This is a genomic window from Paenibacillus sp. DRB1-1, from assembly GCF_052119485.1.
Taxonomy (GTDB): Bacteria; Bacillota; Bacilli; order Paenibacillales; family Paenibacillaceae; genus Paenibacillus; species Paenibacillus polymyxa_B.
Genome location: NZ_JBODQH010000002.1, coordinates 294,377 through 314,016, shown reverse-complemented (window position 1 = coordinate 314,016; position 19,640 = coordinate 294,377). Strand labels below are relative to the sequence as shown.

At 44.6% G+C, this 19,640-nt stretch carries 18 protein-coding genes and 1 pseudogene; 12 read left to right on the top strand and 7 right to left on the bottom strand.

What is annotated here, in order from left to right; genetic code table 11:
- Positions 1-193 precede the first annotated feature (193 nt).
- Positions 194-1,057 (top strand): YheC/YheD family protein, encoded by an 864-nt coding sequence (locus tag ACQW03_RS25840; protein WP_441952741.1) that lies wholly within the window; start codon positions 194-196, stop codon positions 1,055-1,057.
- An 87-nt stretch (positions 1,058-1,144) separates the two neighbouring features.
- On the opposite strand, the gene ACQW03_RS25835 is transcribed toward ACQW03_RS25840, so the two are convergent.
- A complete protein-coding gene (locus ACQW03_RS25835; protein WP_441952739.1) occupies positions 1,145-1,627 on the bottom strand; it encodes a DinB family protein in 483 nt (160 codons plus the stop codon).
- Positions 1,628-1,765: 138 nt separating this feature from the next.
- Between ACQW03_RS25835 and ACQW03_RS25830 the strand changes: the two genes are divergently transcribed.
- Together ACQW03_RS25830 and ACQW03_RS25825 are read left to right on the top strand one after the other, a co-directional pair.
- Complete coding sequence (locus ACQW03_RS25830) at positions 1,766-2,314, top strand: CGNR zinc finger domain-containing protein (RefSeq protein WP_076294601.1); 549 nt, start codon at positions 1,766-1,768, stop codon at positions 2,312-2,314.
- 195 nt (positions 2,315-2,509) lie between these two features.
- A complete protein-coding gene (locus ACQW03_RS25825; protein ID WP_023988473.1) occupies positions 2,510-3,289 on the top strand; it encodes an ABC transporter ATP-binding protein in 780 nt (259 codons plus the stop codon).
- A gap of 17 nt (positions 3,290-3,306) precedes the next feature.
- Here the strand turns inward: ACQW03_RS25825 and ACQW03_RS25820 are convergent, their stop codons facing one another.
- Both ACQW03_RS25820 and trhO read right to left on the bottom strand, forming a co-directional pair.
- The gene (locus ACQW03_RS25820; protein ID WP_076294600.1) at positions 3,307-4,233 is read right to left on the bottom strand and encodes an AEC family transporter; all 927 of its coding nucleotides are present in this window, start codon (positions 4,231-4,233) and stop codon (positions 3,307-3,309) included.
- Positions 4,234-4,442: 209 nt separating this feature from the next.
- A complete protein-coding gene (gene trhO / locus ACQW03_RS25815) occupies positions 4,443-5,336 on the bottom strand; it encodes an oxygen-dependent tRNA uridine(34) hydroxylase TrhO (RefSeq protein ID WP_220031306.1) in 894 nt (297 codons plus the stop codon).
- A 210-nt stretch (positions 5,337-5,546) separates the two neighbouring features.
- On the opposite strand from trhO, the gene ACQW03_RS25810 reads away from it, so the two are divergent.
- The 4 genes from ACQW03_RS25810 to ACQW03_RS25795 all read left to right on the top strand — a co-directional run bounded on the left by ACQW03_RS25810 (position 5,547) and on the right by ACQW03_RS25795 (position 10,988).
- Complete coding sequence (locus ACQW03_RS25810) at positions 5,547-6,836, top strand: glycoside hydrolase family 27 protein (protein WP_441952735.1); 1,290 nt, start codon at positions 5,547-5,549, stop codon at positions 6,834-6,836.
- Between the two features lie 254 nt (positions 6,837-7,090).
- Positions 7,091-8,134, top strand: a complete 1,044-nt coding sequence (locus tag ACQW03_RS25805; protein WP_220031465.1) for a carbohydrate kinase family protein — start codon at positions 7,091-7,093, stop codon at positions 8,132-8,134.
- Positions 8,135-8,231: 97 nt separating this feature from the next.
- A complete protein-coding gene (locus tag ACQW03_RS25800) occupies positions 8,232-8,927 on the top strand; it encodes an adenylate kinase (RefSeq protein WP_441952733.1) in 696 nt (231 codons plus the stop codon).
- A 321-nt stretch (positions 8,928-9,248) separates the two neighbouring features.
- Complete coding sequence (locus ACQW03_RS25795; protein WP_441952732.1) at positions 9,249-10,988, top strand: proline--tRNA ligase; 1,740 nt, start codon at positions 9,249-9,251, stop codon at positions 10,986-10,988.
- Here ACQW03_RS25795 and ACQW03_RS25790 read toward each other — a convergent pair.
- Positions 10,985-11,749 carry a spermidine synthase gene (locus ACQW03_RS25790; protein WP_441952730.1) on the bottom strand — a complete coding sequence of 255 codons (765 nt, stop codon included), beginning with the start codon at positions 11,747-11,749 and terminating at the stop codon, positions 10,985-10,987. The two genes, ACQW03_RS25795 and ACQW03_RS25790, sit on opposite strands and share 4 nt — an antisense overlap.
- A 27-nt stretch (positions 11,750-11,776) precedes the next feature.
- A complete protein-coding gene (locus ACQW03_RS25785; RefSeq protein WP_441952789.1) occupies positions 11,777-12,700 on the bottom strand; it encodes an alkaline phosphatase family protein in 924 nt (307 codons plus the stop codon).
- Positions 12,701-12,901: 201 nt separating this feature from the next.
- Here ACQW03_RS25785 and ACQW03_RS25780 point away from each other — a divergent pair, with 201 nt between their 5' ends.
- Positions 12,902-13,570: a response regulator transcription factor gene (locus ACQW03_RS25780; protein ID WP_013310211.1), complete on the top strand. Its 669-nt coding sequence runs from the start codon at positions 12,902-12,904 to the stop codon at positions 13,568-13,570.
- Positions 13,570-14,991, top strand: coding sequence for a HAMP domain-containing sensor histidine kinase (locus tag ACQW03_RS25775; protein WP_441952727.1), 1,422 nt, complete (start codon positions 13,570-13,572; stop codon positions 14,989-14,991). Before ACQW03_RS25780 ends, ACQW03_RS25775 begins: the two co-directional genes overlap by 1 nt.
- Positions 14,992-15,039: 48 nt before the next feature.
- On the opposite strand, the gene ACQW03_RS25770 is transcribed toward ACQW03_RS25775, so the two are convergent.
- Positions 15,040-15,651 carry an undecaprenyl-diphosphatase gene (locus ACQW03_RS25770; RefSeq protein ID WP_441952725.1) on the bottom strand — a complete coding sequence of 204 codons (612 nt, stop codon included), beginning with the start codon at positions 15,649-15,651 and terminating at the stop codon, positions 15,040-15,042.
- A 217-nt stretch (positions 15,652-15,868) separates the two neighbouring features.
- Here ACQW03_RS25770 and ACQW03_RS25765 point away from each other — a divergent pair, with 217 nt between their 5' ends.
- From ACQW03_RS25765 to ACQW03_RS25755, 3 genes and pseudogenes are all read left to right on the top strand, one after another.
- Complete coding sequence (locus tag ACQW03_RS25765) at positions 15,869-16,588, top strand: YebC/PmpR family DNA-binding transcriptional regulator (RefSeq protein ID WP_441952723.1); 720 nt, start codon at positions 15,869-15,871, stop codon at positions 16,586-16,588.
- A 155-nt stretch (positions 16,589-16,743) separates the two neighbouring features.
- Positions 16,744-18,104 (top strand): annotated as a pseudogene (locus ACQW03_RS25760) (IS1182 family transposase).
- A 219-nt stretch (positions 18,105-18,323) separates the two neighbouring features.
- The gene (locus ACQW03_RS25755) at positions 18,324-18,482 is read left to right on the top strand and encodes a hypothetical protein (protein ID WP_441952721.1); all 159 of its coding nucleotides are present in this window, start codon (positions 18,324-18,326) and stop codon (positions 18,480-18,482) included.
- Between the two features lie 115 nt (positions 18,483-18,597).
- Here the strand turns inward: ACQW03_RS25755 and ACQW03_RS25750 are convergent, their stop codons facing one another.
- The gene (locus ACQW03_RS25750) at positions 18,598-19,566 is read right to left on the bottom strand and encodes an NlpC/P60 family protein (protein ID WP_441952719.1); all 969 of its coding nucleotides are present in this window, start codon (positions 19,564-19,566) and stop codon (positions 18,598-18,600) included.
- Positions 19,567-19,640: the final 74 nt, after the last annotated feature.

Here is a 19,640-nt window from a genome sequence, read left to right as displayed (position 1 = left end):
ATATGTGCAAATATACGCTCCCAGCGTCTCCAATATCGTATGCTTGGACAGGCGTTTTCGACCGGGCAAGGTCAAACGTCCATTTCTATGCAGGACAGGGCTGATGAAGCTTCGAATGGGGAGTTAGCGCATACGATAGATTGATCTTTTTTAACAGGAGCGTTTTACCTGAGAGTAGAGAGGAGCGGGGTAAGTGAATTCTTCACAAGCGCAGGCGTTGCGCAGCAAATGGCATAAAACCCAATTGTTGCTCCAGCATGGCAGCATCAAACCTTATGTACCAGAAACTCGCAAATATAACAAAGCAAATTTGAAGTCAATGCTGGAGAAATACGGTATGGTCTATGTAAAACCCGAGCGAGGTACCTTTGGTAAAGGTGTAATGAGAGTAGAGCAGGAGGCCGGCCAGCGTTTCGCCTATCAATATGAGGAAACGCGTCAAGAATTTAAACATTTGGATGCACTATATACCAGCCTATCGAAACATACGGGGAAGAAAAGTTATCTCATTCAAAAGGGGATCCATTTACTACGCCATCAAATGCGTTATTTTGATATTCGGGTCATGGTGCAGCGTAATGAAAAAGGGCTATGGGAGTCTACCGGAATTATTGGACGTCTTGGTCATCCCCGTAAAATCGTGACTAACTATCATAGTGGTGGTAAGCCGATGGCCTTGGAGCAGTTACTAAAATCCCATTTATCGCAAAGCAAACAGGCGGAACTGGTCAAGAAACTAAATGAACTTGGTCTTACCATCGCCAAACAACTACAAAAAACATATCCGAATTTCCGGCAAATTGGTGTGGATATTGGACTGGATCATCGCTTTATCCCGTGGATTATTGAGGTGAATACGAAGCCGGACCCATATATTTTTAACCAATTAACAGATAAGTCCATGTACCGTAAAGTGTTAAGCTATTGGCGACTGGCTAATGAAAAAAGGAAAGTCTCCGTCCCAAGCAAAGATACAAATAAAGACAAGAATAGAGATAAGAGTAAAGATAAAAATAAGAATGAAATTAAAGATTCAAAAAAAGAAAAAATATCTTGACCAGTAGATTGCTTCATTGCCAGCAGCTAATACAGAAAAAAGGATGAATATTTCATAATTCATCCTTTTTAATTAGGATATTTATTTTTAAACGCGCCAAGTACCCAGTTGTTTACGTATAAGTACGATTTGTCCACTATGATATGCATCGTGCAGCGTCCACCGCGATAATTCTGCACTGAGAGTTTCGGAACCGAAAGGCTTATCCAGATCAGCATCAGTCAAAGCAGTAATGGCGACAAGCAGTTGGTTTACAAGAGCTTCTGCTTCTTTCAGTGTCTTCTGCCATCCTACATGGTCCTCAGCATTCCCCACCGGACCGAATGTCTCATCGTTGCTTATTCCAGTTGAGCTTACAGGCCGGTCAGTTAAACGTCTCAAAATACGCTCATTGTAATAATTAATGTGACGAACCGTTTGCCAAATCGTGTTTCCTCCACCTGGTGGTGTCCAAGTGGCTTCCTGTGTATTCACACCGTGAAGTGCTGCGGCAAGAGGAACAATCCATTCTTCCTTATCCCATGAATTTTCTCTTTGCAATACCAGCATATTTACTCGATCTCGGCTCACCCAACCCAACTCCTTTTGTAGGGATGTAACTAGCTAAATGTAGAATAAATCGTTACAATTAATAATGTAGCATGACAAAATAAGATTTGCAACCAGTTAAAATGATTTTAGTGGTTACAGGCGGTAGGGGGAACTCTTTTGAATACACTTTGGACTGATTTTGTAAATAGCGAATGGCATGACTGGAGAGGTAGCGGGCGTTCAGAAGATCGGTTGTTGAAGCCGGAATGGCAAAATGACTTTCTCATACAGTGGCAATTTTCTGCTCCGGTCCCAGCCAGTGCAGAAGATATCGAAGAAATGCAAATTCTCCGGCGGGAATTGCGCAGTTTCGCTGAGCACCTGTCATCCGGCGGACAAATGACGTCTGATCTAGTGGATAAGATTAACCGGAAGATGATGGAAGGGGGGCCGGTTACTCGCTTATTAAAGCAACAGGATGAGCATTTCAAGATTGTGCTGGAACCCGTGGCAATTGGTTGGAAAAAAGTGCTGGCAGAGGTGGTAGCCGATTTTGCCCAGGCATTCGTCAATAGCGGCGGCTCCAGAATTCGTATTTGCGATAATAAAGATTGCCGATGGGTATTTTACGATGATACCCGAAATCGGTCAAAGCGGTTTTGCGACGATAAAATGTGTGGTAATTTGATGAAAGTACGCCGTTTTCGCGAACGTAAGAAAAAGTAGGTGAAGCGAGAGAATTTACATGTGCAGTACATGTTGAGCCCACTCCTATATGAACAATGGAGTGGGTTATTTAAAATTGAACAACCTGTTGCCCTGTGCTATGCTTACATGAAAGAGAAGCTAGACGTACTAACGATGATCTTTACTATGCGTATAAACATCTGATGATACGACGAATAGAAAGGATGTACAGCCATGAATTCTGTCATTGAACTTAACAATGTAAGCTGGAAGAGAGATAACCGCACCATACTGGACCAAATCAATTGGCAGGTAGCTGAGGGAGAGCACTGGGCTGTACTCGGCTTGAATGGGTCAGGTAAAACAACGATGCTCAATATGATTAACGGTTACATATGGCCAACCACAGGTAGTGTCGGTGTATTGGGCCATACCTTTGGAGATGTAGATCTGAGGGAACTGCGCAAATCTATCGGTTGGGTCAGTTCCTCTTTACAGGAAAGAATTAATGGGAGTCAGCGTACGCAGGATGTTGTCATTAGTGGCAAATTTGCCTCCATTGGACTTTATGATCAGACGACGGATACAGATTATGAACAGGCCGTTCAGCTTATGACCCAACTGGGGTGTGCTCATCTCGTGGATCGGTTGTATCAGGGATGCTCACAGGGAGAAAAGCAAAAAGTGCTTATCGCCCGCGCATTAATGGCCTCGCCCAAACTACTGATTTTGGACGAGGCGTGTAATGGTTTGGACTTTTTCTCCCGGGAAGCATTGCTGGATAGCGTTCGCCAGTTATCGGAGTCGCCGGCTTCGCCGAATTTACTGTATGTTACACATCATATCGAAGAAATTCTACCGATGTACACGCATACGATTTTAATCCGCCGGGGCACGGTATTTGCCAAAGGTAAAACGACTGATATTCTAAGCAGTGAAACGCTTAGTGCTTTTTTTGAAACGCCTGTGCAAGTAGAATGGAGACAGAATCGCGCATGGCTCTCTATGGTGTAGAGAGTCTTTTTTTCTCGCTAACCTGCTACCAACATAATCAGAATAGGCAAAATCAGGAATGAGGCAAGCGTGCTCCACAGGATGCAGGTGGAAACCAATTTTGGCGATGCATTAAATTTTTCTGCTAAAATGACAGCATTCACAGCAACCGGCATCGAGGCCAGAATGAAGAGAACGGAGAACAAAAGGCCTGAAATTCCGAGTATCAGCATAGCAAGACAAGCCGCAAGCGGGGAGATCAGTAGCCGAATTGTTAGTCCAGCGTAGCTGGCTTTTTTAATAGACGACTCCAGCTTTAATATTTTCACATAAGCCATCTGGGTACCAAGGATCGCCAGCACGACCGGAGAATAGGCAGCAGCAATCATCGAGACGCCTGACTGAATCCCTGAGGGAAGATGCCAGTCCAGCAACCGCAATCCCATGGCAAGTAGAGCTGCATAGATCGCAGGAAGTGAAAACACCGACTTAACAGCACTTTGAACAGAAAATTCAGAGCGAGCTGCAAAGTAAACGCCAATGGTATTGACCATAATCATCTGGATGACGACATACACGGAGGCTTTATCCAGACCGAGCTGTCCAAAGGCAAGTAAAATAAGGGGCAGACCATAATTTGCACTATTGGTCAGCGTGGAGATTAAGGTAAGTCCAGCCGTTTCCGGGGTGCTCAGTCTAAAGATTTTCCCCGCTAATTGTGCAATTCCCCACAACAGCAGTAGGTTCAATATTGAAAAAGCGGCAGTCTGCGCCACATCATGCCAGGAAAGCTGTGCTTTGAGTAGCGTGTCCAGAATCATTGCGGGGCTTAAAAAATATAAATACAAAGTCGAGAGCGGTTTCGTTTCCAGCTTCATGAATTTGCCGAGTAAAAATCCGACGATCACCGGAATGGACAGCGGAACGATAACGGATAATAGAGTTGAAAGTACGATTTGAATCATGAATTCCACCCATCCTTTCTGTAATGACATTTTCCATTATAAGACGCTACTTTCGAGCCCGTCCAAGATCAAAATACAATCAAGGTCATAGGTATATACTATGAAGCTTTCGACACTTATTGTGAAAACAACAAAAGGGATGCCCACAGCCATGAAGAACGGCTAATAGGGCATCCCCTTTATTATAATAAACCAATGATGCTGCTGATTTATGCAGTAGCCACGGTTTCCGCTTTGGTTCGGCAATCGTCAGAGCAATAGTGCTGATGCTGTTCTTCGCAATCCGGACATACGATATGCTGGAGATTGCACACCGGGCAGTTGATATAATGATCGTTCGGCGTTTCACAATGGAAGCACTTGCCGACAATGACGTCCTCATCCGTATGATTGATCGGAATCGAGATTCGTTCGTCAAACACGTAGCATTTACCGTCAAACAGACGTCCTTGTACTTCCGGGTCCTTGCTGTAAGTCACAATGCCGCCATCCAACTGGCCTACATCGTTAAATCCTTCTTTGATCAGAAGACCGGACAACTTTTCGCAACGGATACCTCCGGTGCAGTACGTCAGGATTTTCTTGTCTTTGAACTGAGTCATATTGTCGCGAATCCATTGTGGAAATTCACGGAACGATTCGACTTCGGGGCGAATAGCCCCACGGAAATGACCGATGTCATATTCATAGTCATTACGCCCGTCCAGAACAACTACATCTTCATCTTGAAGCTGTTCATAAAACTCCTTTGGTGACAGACGCTTACCGCTAATTTCATTAGGGTCCAGCTCATCTTCATGACGCAGCGTAACAAGCTCCTGACGATGGCGTACAAATATTTTCTTGAACGCATGACCGTCAGACTCATCTATTTTAATAACGATATCGTGGAATTTCGGATTGGCGCGCAAATCACGCATATATTGCTCCGTTTGCTCTACTGTACCAGACAGTGTTCCGTTGATTCCTTCCGCAGCAATCAAGATTCTTCCCTTGACGCCCAGCTCCTTGCAGTAAGCTAGATGCTCTGCCGTAAAGGTGGCAGGATCTTCAATGTTGACATATTTGTAAAACAACAAAATTCGATAAGCATGTTCACACACGTAAAATCACCCTCTGATTCAAGTCAAAGTTTTTTAACAAGCAATTTTAAATGTACCACATTCTTTAAGTTAGTCAACTTAAATGTATAAAAAGTGGAAATGGAAAAGATGACGAGCGACAAAAGTAAGGGTTTACATTATAATAGTAACGTAGTGATGAGGGGATTTTTAGTAGCAGGATGAGTTCTACTAGATGAAAGGATGAATGAAATGAAACATCATTTGACAGCGCATACACCACCTATGGGGTGGAATAGCTGGGATTGCTACGGTGCAGCAGTACGGGAAGAGGAAGTACGTGGAAATGCTCAATATATGGCGGAGCACCTGAAGGAATATGGTTGGGAATATGTCGTGGTGGATATTCAGTGGTATGAGTCAGGAGCAGTATCTTCACAGTATCGCCCGTTTGTCCCATTGGAAATGGATTCATTTTCACGTCTTATTCCAGCAGTGAATCGTTTTCCTTCGGCAGCAGATGGACGAGGCTTCCAAGCTCTTGCGGAATATGTACACGGACTGGGATTGAAATTTGGTATACATATTATGAGAGGCATCTCCCGTCAGGCGGTGCACCAGGATACCCCGATTTTGGGAACCACAGTTACGGCGAGACAAATTGCGCATCCCAACTCTATTTGTCCTTGGAACACAGATATGTATGGGGTAGATGCATCCAAGGAGGGCGCACAGGAGTACTATAATTCGTTGTTTGACCTGTATGCAGAATGGGGTGTAGATTTTGTCAAAGTAGATGACATTGCTGCATCACGTCTCTATGGTATTCATTTGGCGGAAATTGAATTGATTAGGCGAGCTATCGCCCAATGCGGACGTCCGATGGTGTTGAGTCTATCGCCTGGTCCGGCACCGCTGGAGCATGCATCCGATTTAATCGCAAACGCGAATATGTGGCGTATGACTGATGACTTCTGGGATGTATGGCCTTTACTGTATGGTATGTTTGAGCGCTGCGAAAAATGGGCGGAACATGTAGGTCCAGGTCACTGGCCGGATTGCGACATGCTACCACTGGGTCATCTGGGTATTCGTTCGGTAGATTCGGTAGATTCCGGCAGCCATGACCGATGGACACGCTTTACGAAGGATGAGCAGCTAACGATGATGACCTTGTGGAGCATTTTCCGATCTCCACTGATGTTCGGGGGGGAACTACGGGATAATGATGCATGGACCCTTTCCTTGCTAACTAATGAAGAAGTGTTAAATGCTCATCGCAACGGTTTGAATGCGCGGCAGGTGTATAGAAAGGATGAACATATCGTTTGGACTTCACATAACGAGGAAGGTCATGTATATGTAGCTTTGTTTAATGCTGGAGATGAAGCTTCAAAGGTGCGTGTATCCTTAAAAGACCTTGGTATTGAAGGGCAGCCAAATGCTAGAGATTTATGGAACCATGTAGATTTAGGTGTTTTAGCACAAGAACTGTCCGCAGATTTACCTCCTCACGGAGCAGCTCTATTTATTTTGAAATAAAGGATTTTGCAAAATCCTGAATAACATAATGTAAGGAAGAACTATGCGCAGTTCCAACCCAAGCACCTTATCGTAAAAGTGGAAGGCATCTTTACGATAGGGTGTTTTTTTGCATGTGTAACTTTAGGATATTTTAACGAACTCGACATTATTCTTGGGAATATGACATTTGGAACGTGTTAATTTTATATAGTGCCTATTTCTGTATAAATTTAAATCATTCTAACGAATAGACTCGAGAAAGGAGTCAAATGATGAAATTAAAAAAAATCCACAAAAATGAACGGGACGAGCCTTGGCCCTCTAGCAAACCAATACTATGTATCGGGGGGGCCAATCTGGATCGTAAAATCATGATTAAAGGTACATTTCAGCTTCATACTTCCAATCCGAGCAGTACAAGGCTGCAATCTTGCGGTGGGGTAGCACGAAATGTAGCCGAAAATTTAGGGAGGTTGAGCCAGCGGGTCAGCCTGCTAACTGCGGTTGGGGACGATGCGGAAGGTGAATTTATTATCGAACAGTCCAGCCGTTACATGCACGTGGTTCCTCTGCAAGTCAAAGGTGAACCGTCAACTGGGGTTTATACTGCCTTGCTGAACGAGCGTGGTGAACTGATTGTAGCGACAGCAGAAATGGAGATTTATGATCAGATTCGTCCTTCAGTAATTTTTGAAAATGCTCCTTTAATCGCCTCGTCCCGACTGGTTCTGCTGGACACTAATTTCTCTATGAACGTAATTGCGGCCACCATACATGTCTGCCATGAGCATCGGGTTCCGATTGTCGTTTCTTCGGTATCAGCCTCCAAGATGAGAAATCTTCCCCGAAATTTGCATGGGGTGGAATGGCTGGTATGTAAACCCGTGGAGGCTGAAGCCTATTTGGGGCTAGAACTTACAGATGATCAGCATATGTTGGATGCCACTCGAATTTTTCACAAACTTGGGGTTCAAAATGTCATTTTTATCTGCGGTGCTGATCGTGTTTTGTACGCCTCTCAGGATGGAACTCATGGACAAATTCCCATGCATCCCGTTCAAGAGGTCATTGATGTTACAGGCGCAGATGATGCTTTTATTGCCGGGATGATTTATGGAATTACCCAAGGTTATCCTATGGAGCAAGTGTGCCAATTTGGAATTAGCTGTGTAGACTTGACCCTGCAAACGGATCGGACGGTTTCAGAGACCCTTTCTATGAATAAACTCCATTCTAGGTTTCAGGAGTTGTATGGCACACATTCGCAAAATTTTGTGTTTTTCAAGGGCGTGTATTTTAAAAAGAAAGATACATAAGTAACCAAGAGAACTCTACCCAACAACAGCGTGTATTTGGAGCTTCACGTACGTAATGGCCTCAATTATTGAATTTGTAAAAGGAGCATGTTGTCTCATGGACAGTGTGAAATACGGAATTGTTTTTCTGCCACTTTGCCTCCTTTATTTGCTTTTAAAGGGAGGTTCTTTGGTAGTAGGTTTACTCTATCGACTGATCTATTCCATGTGGCCCTTAAAGGCAGGACAGGGGAACGAGTTTCTTGCTGTGCAGCATGCTAAACGTATTATCGTGATCGGCTCTCCGGGAAGCGGAAAGACTTTTTTGGCCAAACGTCTTTCCATGTGGACTCAATTGCCGTATATCTCTTTGGATGATTTGTATTGGGGGCCGGAGTGGAAGCGGAGCACAGACGAGCAATTTCTCAGACAGCTGGGTGAAGTGCTCCAAAGGGAAGAGTGGATCATCGAAGGGAATTTTCATGAACGTTATTTTACCGAGCGACTCCAGCGCGCCGATACGATCATTATGATGGATGTTAGTACGCTTGAAGCGATAACAGGTGTTATCACACGTTCGCTTAACCGTTTTTTATTTTCCAGGGAGCTACCCAAAGGAGTAAAGGAGGAAGCAGTTCGTATTTGGGATATTTCGCCTCGCTTTGTCCGCTTTGTTCTGGGTTTTCGCAGGCGTATTCGTCCTAAAATCTGGCCGCTCATTATGGAATATGGTAACCAACGAAATTTGATTATCTTGAAATCAAAATATCGTTCATGTCCCTGGACAGCTCAAGATAGACGATTATCTCCTTGACTAGAACTTACGTTTCGTGTAAAGTGGTGAAAATTGTAATATATAGGAATAGTGTAGACCAAGGATCAAAGGTTCAATACCCGCTGTACAGAGAAGAAACTCATGGGCTGAAAGGTTTCTTGCCGCGAATGAACGTTTCCCTGCCTTGCGAGCTGTAGCGGTTTGTAAGATAAACTGTTACCGGCTAGACGCCGTTATCTGATGAAGGACCGTTCCGTGTATGGTTACGGTCAAATTAAGGGTGGTACCACGACACATTCGTCCCTGACGGATGTGTCTTTTTGCGTACATTTTATCGTCCATACAAGGAGGTAGCTACACATGCGCCAAAGCCAATTATTACTGACAACCTTGCGTGAAGCACCCGCAGAGGCCGAAGTGATCAGTCATCAGCTTATGCTGCGGGGAGGATTTATCCGCCAACTGGCGGCTGGAATGTACACCTACATGCCATTGGGCAGACGGGTGCTCAGAAAAGTAGAGCAAATTGTACGGGATGAAATGGATCGTGCAGGGGCTGGAGAACTGCTGATGCCTGTATTGCAGCCAACGGAGCTGTGGCAAGAATCAGGGAGATACGATGTTTACGGTCCTGAGCTGATGCGTTTGCAAGATCGGCATGATCGGGAGTTTGCTTTGGGGCCTACACATGAAGAGGTCATTACGTCTTTAATACGAAATGAAGTGAATTCTTATCGCAAATTGCCTGTAACGCTGTATCAAATTCAAACCAAATTTCGGGATGAACGACGTCCTCGATTTGGCCTGCTTCGCAGCAGAGAATTCTTAATGAAAGATGCCTATTCGTTTGATGCACATTGGGAAGGACTAGATCATACCTATTGGACCATGTTCCAGGCATATCATCGTATTTTCACCCGCTGTGGCCTGAATTTTCGTGCTGTAGAAGCAGATGCGGGTGCCATTGGTGGCGAAGGTGAAACCCATGAATTTATGGCTCTAGCTGATATTGGAGAGGACACAATTGTAGCATGTACCTGCTGTGAATATGCAGCTAATCTTGAAAAAGCCGTGGCGCGGTTGATGGGGAAAATAGAAATAGCTCCAGTCTCAGATGAAAATGAACATGTCAGCCATCCTTCTTTCGCTACAGCTAAAATGGAAAAATTCCATACTCCAGATCTGCGCACAATAGATCAACTGGTTGAATCGCTTCACATAGAGCCTGAAGAAATCATCAAAACACTGATTTATATGGCTGACGATCAACCTATTGCTGTAGTTGTCAGGGGTGATCATGAGGTCAACGAAGTGAAAGTTAAACATATTTTAGGTAGTGAAAAATTCGAAATAGCAAGTGCAGACATCGTATCAAAGGCGACTGGAACCCCCTGGGGGTTCATAGGCCCATGCGGATTGAAGATCCCTATGTGGGTAGATTATGCCGTTGTCCAAATGTCCAGCGGTATCGCGGGCGCGAACGAGCTGGATTATCATTATCGACATGTGAATCCAAGGCGCGATATAGATCTTCGGCATGTAGCTGACTTGCGGAATGTCATAGAAGGGGATAGATGTCCTCGATGTGAAGAAGGGGAATTGAAACTTTATCGCGGGATTGAGATCGGACACGTATTTAAACTAGGCACCAAATATAGTGAGAAGCTGGGTGCGACTTTTCTGGATGCTTCCGGAACTGAGCAAGCGATGATTATGGGCTGCTATGGCATTGGCGTATCCCGGATCCTTTCTGCCATTGTAGAGCAAAATCACGATCAGAACGGAATGATATGGCCTTATGCGCTGGCCCCATTTCAAGTTCATATTATTCCGATTTCTGTGAAAGACAGGCTTCAGATGCAAATAGCCGAGAAATTATACAACCAGCTGCAGGATCGTGGTGTCGAGGTGCTGCTGGATGATCGGGAGGAACGGCCCGGGGTTAAATTCAAAGACTCCGATTTAGTAGGTATTCCCGTGCGCATCGTCGTTGGTAAAGATGCCGAACACGGGAAAGTAGAGTTAGTGGAACGAAAAAGCTGCAACAAAGAGACGATTCGTATCGAAGATGTAGAGAGACGAATATTGGAACTACACTAAGCATCTGTATCCCGTAGAATATGACCTTCTCCAAGTGTAATCTCATGAAAGTCCGCCATCTGACGTGCCTGAAACCGGATGGGCTTGTCCCGACCAATCATAATGATATTTTGAATGTCGGCAGCGCCTTCCGAGGGGAGCGAGAAAGTTGTGACATAGGCGAATTCTTCATGCAACGTTGTATGAATCGCATTGATCAGGTGGTCGTGTTCACTTTTGCCCATTAAATTCATGATCAGGGAGCCTTCGGAATCCAGCTTTTCTTTGGTCATCTTGAAAAATTCCCAGGATATTAAATGCAAGGGTGTACCCTGCTCCGTGAAGGCGTCCAAAATAATATAGTCATAAGCATCCGGCGCTTCCTTCTCCAGAATGCGTCGTCCATCGCCAACAGTCACATTATCCTGATCGTATCCAAAGAATGTTCGGCTGAACTCTACGACTTGTGCATCCAGCTCGGCAATCTTAAAGCGTTTATCTGTAAAATGACCCGCTATTGTGCCTATACCGTGCCCAATAACAAATACATCTTCAAATGACGGATCGTTCAGCTCCATGAGATGGATGATTGCTCTCGGATATTCGAACACAATGCGTTGCGGATGGTTCAAGTCCACTGCGCCTTGGACGGCGGTATTTGAAAACTGCATCACCCGAAATAATCCCTTTTCACCATATAGCTCGGTGGTATCGTATACTGTGATTTCATGATTATAGCTCAACTTTTTGTACAAGACATCCAAGTGAATGATCTCCTTCAAGTCATACTTCATCCTCATATTAGAATTTTATGAGCCTGATGTCCATATATTAAGCGGCGGGGCCGTTCTGCTCTTGCCGAGCAAATCCAATCCGTATAATTGTTCAATCATGCGCAGCATAGAAAAATGATTGCTTTTCTCATTATAGGGGCCATTTTTCAAACGAGCGCCTATGATTACAGTCGGAATTTTGTTTTTGCTGCTCATATCATCTTCATCCCATGTTAAAACCAAAAGGCTGTTATGCTGCGGTGCCCAACGAGCATAAGAGGATAAGTGGGCCTGCAGCCATTGATCTGCTTCTCGAATCGTGCCGTCGTGCATATCGTGGTTCAGATTGGGAATGACAAAAGAGACCGTCGGCAACTGATTGAAGTTTTGTGGAAAGCTGGTCATAGGCATATTGATTGAAGCAGGCAGATTGTTGAAATTCACCCACGGGTTATGTTTACGCGCATACAGGGTTTTCAAATCATATGGACCGGTAAATCCGGTTCGAGGCAGCCCCTCCGAATAACCCCCAAACGTATATCCATGCTGTATAAGTTGCAAAGCCAGATTGCTGGTGTTCATTTTATTTGGAGTCAAATCATTGTGGACGCCCTGATTAGAACCTGAAAATAGATCCAGGTAGTTCGGTTGACTTGGATGCTCAATTGCATAATGATTCATCAGATTGACACCTTTTTTCATCAAGTTGTTTATAAATGGGGCAGAGGGATTGCCTGAAATTTTTTTCGACGAATGATTTTCTTCTACCACAATGACGATATGGTCAATACGTTGCGGGGATTTAACAGCACCGGGCTGAGATGCTTTAACTTTTACAGAGGAGCCAGCCCAGGCTGTGGATTGAACGGCCTTAGCATCAAAGCGGACAGTAAACCAGCCGACGTGAGACAATATACAGAAAGCTGCCGATAGAGTGAGTGCGGTTATCAGTGTTTTCATTTTCAAGAATACAACCTTCTTTCATGCTGAATGGCTAACAGAGCCATGTTCATAGAATCATGATCCAGCTTACACAGGACACATTAAAATATCATGAGAAAAATAAATTGAAAAGATCATTATTTTTTAATGTACATAGAGTAAACTGATGTCTATATCTAGCGTTTAGAAAAAGACGCTCTGCGCCTGGAAAGGAAAGCTATGAAAAAGATACTCCTGATTGAGGATGAGAAAAACTTGGCTCGTTTCATTGAGCTTGAACTAAAGCATGAATCTTACGAGGTGACTGTCGAGTACGAGGGGCGGAAAGGGCTGGAGTCTGCGTTAAGCGAGGAATGGGACATCATTCTGCTGGATTTAATGCTGCCAGGCATCAATGGAATTGAAGTGTGCCGGCGGATTCGCAAAACAAAGCAAACCCCGATCATTATGCTAACTGCAAGGGACGGTGTGATGGATAAAGTGATGGGATTGGACAGTGGAGCTGATGATTATATCCCAAAGCCTTTTGCCATTGAGGAACTTCTGGCCCGGATGCGTTCTTTGCTCCGGCGCAGTGGATTCGTTGAAGATTCCAAGCAAATTACTTACAACGGGCTGGTGCTGGATAGCGAGGCGCGTATTTTGACAAAGGACCAACAGATTATTGAATTGACGAAGCGTGAATTTGATCTGCTGTCCATATTGATGCATAACATCGGACGCGTCATGACTAGGGAGAGACTGCTGGAGCTTATATGGGGCTATGATTCGGAGGTCGAAACGAATGTCGTCGACGTGTATATTCGTTACTTGCGTAGCAAAATCGACGAGCCTGGAGAAGCAAGCTTTATACAGACATTACGCGGATTAGGCTATGTGATTCGATAATGGCAGCGCTAAGATCCCTATTCTCTCGGCTACCCATCCGTTGGAAATTGGCGGTGTGGTCTTCGTTGCTGTTATGTATTTTGTTTGTTTTGTACAATGGTGTCCAATATTTTACGATTAACCAGTGGATGGTCAGTGAGGGAAAAGTGAGTATCCGCAAAAGCATGAACGAACTCCAAACCCTTCTGCAGGAAAAACACTTGTCTGCTCAGGAAATAGTGAACAGTCGACGTTTGTTTGAGAATTTGAATGATCGGCATCAAATGATCCGCATTTTGAATCAGCAGGGAGTTCCACTGCTCAGCGTCAGCAACGAGTTGCCTGAGGATTGGTTCCTGCCGCAAGCAGCACGTAGCACCCAGATTATGACTGCCTGGCATCTGGAGGATCAGGTCTTGATTATGCGAAGTCCGTTGAATTCAGATCACTTTACTGGAACCATTGAAATTATAAACAACATGGAAAATATAGAGAAGATTAGCGACAAAATAAAAGCTGTCATGATTGCAGGCGGTATAGGAGCGATTATATTAAGCGCCTTGGGAGGGGTTTTTCTTTCACGCCAATTGATGCGGCCAATTCAGTCCATGACGGATACGATGATCAGAATTCGCAAAAAAGGGTTACATGAGGAACGTGTGCAAGTTTCCGATAACAATGACGAGCTGTCGAATCTGGGGAAAGTATTTAATGAGTTGATCGATCAGTTGGAGCGTTCCTTCCTTCAACAAAAACAGTTTGTTGAGGATGCCTCTCATGAATTGCGCACCCCAATTTCCATTATTGAAGGTCATATCTCCTTATTGAACCGTTGGGGCAAGCACGATCCGGCCATATTGGACGAGTCGCTTCGTGTTTCTGTTCAGGAGCTTGAGCGATTGAAGGGTATTGTAAACGATCTTCTGGAGTTGACGCGAGCTGAATCCAAAAATCTGGAACAGGATGTGCCTGCGATAGATATCAGCCATACCATTCAATATACGCTCACCAATTTTAAAATGCTGCATCCTGATATGATATTCCGGGGGGAACTTACTCTCCTCGAACAGGTACAGGTTCATATCACGCCGCAGCATCTGGAACAGTTATTGCTGATCGTGCTGGATAACGCCGTTAAATATTCTGGCTCTTCAAAAGAAATCCTTGTAATCGGGACGCTGGAACGAAACGAGGTTTGTATTCATATTACCGATTACGGAATCGGAATTCCGACAGAGGACTTGCCTTATTTATTTAACCGATTTTATCGGGTGGATAAGGCGAGAAGCCGTGAACAGGGCGGAACAGGCCTGGGCCTTGCTATAGCCAAGCAGCTTGTCAAGCGATATAACGGTGACGTCAAAGTAAGCAGTATTGAACATATAGGGACAACCGTAACACTTTATTTTCCAAAGCCAGAGCTAGATATGTTGGATAAATGAAAGAAGCTCCGTAAACCATGGATATGGTTTACGGAGCTTCTTTCACACTCAAGCATCGTCAGATTGTGGTTTGGTCGGTTTACTCCAAATTTTATGTTCTGCTTTTTCGTACAGCTCCAGACATAAGTCTGTCAGCTGCTGAGGACGTTTGAAATGCAGAAGCAGATAGCGGGTACCAACCGCACATAAGGCACCGACCAGCGCACCAGCCGCAACATCCGACGGATAATGGACGCCTGTCCAAATACGGGAAAAACCGATAAGAAGAGCAGCGGCGAGCCAGAACGTTCTAAACCTCTTGCCGTATAGGCAGAACGTGACCGCCAGTGCAAAAGCTCCAATGGAGTGGTCGCTCGGGAAGGAGGCATTGGCCGGGTGCTTGATTAGCTGAATAACGGTGTGGGTGACGAATGGACGATCCCGGTACATGAGATGTCCGATGATAAAGCTGATCCCCATGCCCAGACATATGGATACGACCGCCGAGATGATCATTTTCCGATTATGCGTATTTCTTGAAAACCAATACAGCAATAAGGCAAGGACGAATACATATTGGGCATCTTCAGCGAAAAAACGCATAAGTCCATTCAAAGCAGAAAAGCTGTTCACTTGTTCATTGATGAGATGAAAAATTTGATAGTCCAAGTTGGATAACATACAGGGATACTCCTTTTCTAATGTGATTCGAAAGTAGTATGATTTTAACTCTTCAACATGGGAACATCTTTAGATGAAAATTAGAATTTCATGAGAAATCGTTTTCTTAATATGGCGAAATGGTTTGAACTTGTCCATATGTCCTTTAAAAGATATAATGTATAAGGATATCATAAAGTTCGTTGTGTATATTTATATAGGAAGAGAGCGGGATATTATGGGACGTAAGTGGAATAACATTAAAGAAAAGAAGGCATCGAAAGATGCTAATACGAGTCGCATATATGCTAAATTCGGCGTAGAAATCTATGTAGCAGCCAAGCAGGGCGAGCCTGATCCAGAATCCAATCGGCAGCTGAAAGTCGTACTGGAACGTGCAAAAACGTATAATGTACCGAAAGTGATCATTGACCGTGCTATTGAAAAAGCAAAAGGGGCCGGCGATGAAAACTACGTAGAGCTTCGTTATGAAGGCTTCGGACCCAACGGTTCCATGGTTATTGTAGATGCACTGACGAATAACGTAAATCGCACAGCATCGGATGTGCGTTCTGCTTTTACCAAAAATGGCGGCAGTCTGGGGGTAAGCGGATCAGTAGCTTACATGTTTGATTCAACAGCAGTTATTGGTTTGGTAGGCAAAACTGCTGATGAAGTGCTGGAGCTGCTGATGGAGGCAGATGTAGAGGTGCGTGACATCATCGAAGAAGATGAAGCCATTATCGTCTATGCAGAGCCTGACCAATTCCATGCTGTACAGGAAGCTTTCAAACAGGAAGGAGTGACTGAGTTTACTGTGGCTGAGCTCACCATGCTTGCCCAAAATGACATCTCACTACCAGAGGATGCACAGGTGCAATTTGATAAATTGATTGATGCATTAGAAGATCTGGAGGATGTTCAACAGGTTTACCACAACGTAGATTCTGAGGAATAGTTTTTGTTGGACAGATTATAAAAACATCGTATTTCGATACGGTCAGGCTGTCGAGAAAGTCTCGACAGCTTCTTTTATGTGAATTTTATTTAAGACGACACCGCGTTAATGTTGTATAATATAGGTAACTATTGTATAGAACGGACGGTGTTGATATGCTGCGATCTCATCGAGACAGACAACAATCCTTTGAATTGGTTTCCCTGGAAGAACTGGTGCCCCAAGATCATTTGCTTCGCAAAGTCGATACCTATATAGACTTCTCCTTTATTCATGAGAAGGTAAGCCCGCTGTATTGTGCGGACAACGGGCGTCCTGCCATTGATCCTACCGTATTGTTTAAAATGATCTTTCTCGGTTATTTCTAAGGCATTCGCTCAGAACGGCAACTCGAGCGAGAAATTCATACGAACCTAGCTTATCGTTGGTTTCTGGGGCTAGGCTTAACCGATAAAGTTCCGGACCATACGACGATTAGCTGGAATCGTCGCACTCGCTTTAAAGACACCACGATCTTTCAAGATATCTTCAATGAAATTGTGCTGCAGGCGATCTCTCACCGAATGGTGGGTGGGCGTGTTCTCGTCACCGATTCCACACACGTCAAAGCCAATGCTAACAGGCACCAGTACACCAAAGAACAAGTGTTGCACAATACCAAAGACTATATGGACGAGCTTAACGAAGCGGTGAAGGATGACCGGAAAAACCACGGAAAAAAGCCTTAAAATCCCGAGAGGAAGTGAACGAAGAAAAAGAAAGTAAAGTGAGCAAAACAGACCCGGACAGCGGCTATATGATCCGTGAAGGCAAGCCCGAAGGCTTCTTCTATCTGGACCACCGCACGGTGGATATGAAGTACAATCTGATTACGGATGTGCATGTGACGCCAGGAAATGTACATGATTCTGTCCCCTATTTGTCCCGTTTGGATCGCCAAAGAGAACGTTTCGGTTTTCAAGTAGAAGCTGTTGCACTAGATTCAGGTTATTTAACAACGCCGATTTGCCGAGGTTTGCAGAACCGAAAGATTTTTGCCGTGATTGCTCACCGAAGATTCCATCCCAGACAAGGACTGTTTCCGAAATGGAAGTTTGAATACGATGCCAAACGCAATGTGTGTAGATGCCCAGCCCAACAGGAACTGCCCTACCGAACGACGGACCGTAAGGGATACCGGCAGTATGCCTCTGACCTAGCTCAGTGCCAGCATTGCCCACTGCTAAGTCAGTGTACCCAGTCTCGAAACCACCGCAAAGTGGTGACTCGGCATGTCTGGGAAGACAGCAAAGAGTGGGTACGGAGCAACCGGCTGAGCCCATCCGGTAAAAAGTTGTACCGCAAACGAAAAGAGACGATTGAGCGAAGCTTCGCGGATGCCAAAGAGCTCCATGGGTTTCGCTATTGCCGTTTGCGCGGTCTTCCAAACGTCAGGGAACAAGCCCTTATGACGGCAGCCGTGCAGAACATGAAGAAGATGGCGATCCACCTAGATCGCCTGGAGAAGCAGGGGTAACCCTCCTGCTTCTCCAGAGACCAGAGCATTATGATGTAAAAAAGAAACCCACGTCTCAAAATGACGGGGTTTCTCGACAATCTGATCGTATTTCGATACGGTGTTTTTTTGTTAGACAGTTTTTCTCGACTGATCAGAGCCCTTATAGACGTGTAGCCCCATAATACAGCTCATGTCATTACAGGGACTCAGTCGTTGACATAGCAAGAGGTGGGTAGTATGGTCGGAAAAGCTATCGGGCGTGCGATCCAGCATATCTCATTGTCTGATGAAGAACTGAAAGCAGGGATGGTGCAGGCAGGAATGCCTGAAGACTATGCAGATATGTTGCCGAATTGGATCAAAAGATACTTGAAGACGGAAGTGAAGATCGAGTAACCGATACGGTGGAGCGTGTTACTGGACGCCTCCCGATCTCATTCGAGCAGTTTGTGCAAAACCACGCAGACATCTGGAGATACATGTACAGCGGATTTATAAAATTTATTACCGTTTATAAGACTTCTCTTGCAGTGACGTACCGGGTTAACCAATAAGGATCTTTCCAAAAGGTAACAGTAACACCCGGTGGAGACTTGTACGTATTAAGCATTTGGCCGTTTCCGATATCCAGGCCGACATGGCCAATACGGTTATCAGAGTAACGGTCTCTTCTAAAAAAGATGAGATCGCCGGACTCGATCTGGTTTTGATTAATGCTTCTGCCTGCTCCTGCCTGGGCACGGCTTGTTCTTGGAAGCGCTACACCGTTTCTTCCAAAAATATATTGTATATATGAAGAGCAATCGAATTTTTTACTTCTTGGATAGGGACCAGCACCGAACATATATGGTGTTCCCCTCAGTTGTCTACCCAAAGCAATGATGGCGGGTGCCAGTTCCTGATTCTGTTTGATCTTCACCTTTTTTTTACGTGATGCTTGGAAAGAGGGAGCTTTATTAAAGCGGATGGTAGGTATCCTTACTTTGGTTCCGGGCATAATGGGTTCTTTCAGATTCTTGTTGACGGATAAGAGCTGCTTGACTGTTGTATTCAACAATCTGGCGAGCAGCTTGAGGGTATCCCCTTTGGCTGTAATTAAAAAGCGCCCTGGCTGGCGTATAGTTACCTGTTTAGATTTCATGCTCAAATCAAGATCGACGTTGAATAAGCGGTTGATCGACGAGAAGCTTAGATAACGCTGTTTGTTTACGATAAGGAAAGGGTCAATTTCAAAGGAGACACCTTCCCTTCGAGCTATAGGACCTTGTTTTGGGATGGTAAGGAATTGGGAACCGTCTGTAACCGACAGATCTTTCCGATTTGACCTTAAAATATCATACTCCAGAATCTCCAGTACACTGCTAAAGAGAAGGTAGTTAATCTTATTTTGGTTTATCAAGCGTACACGGTTGAACACTCTTCTTTTTCGTACAAAATAATCTCTCTGAAACAAGACGAGTTTGATATCAAACTGCTTCACATGCCTAGCCCCTCTACAGAAATTTTCTACACTATATGTTGAGGCATGTAAATAAGTCCGTTCCAGTAATGAGG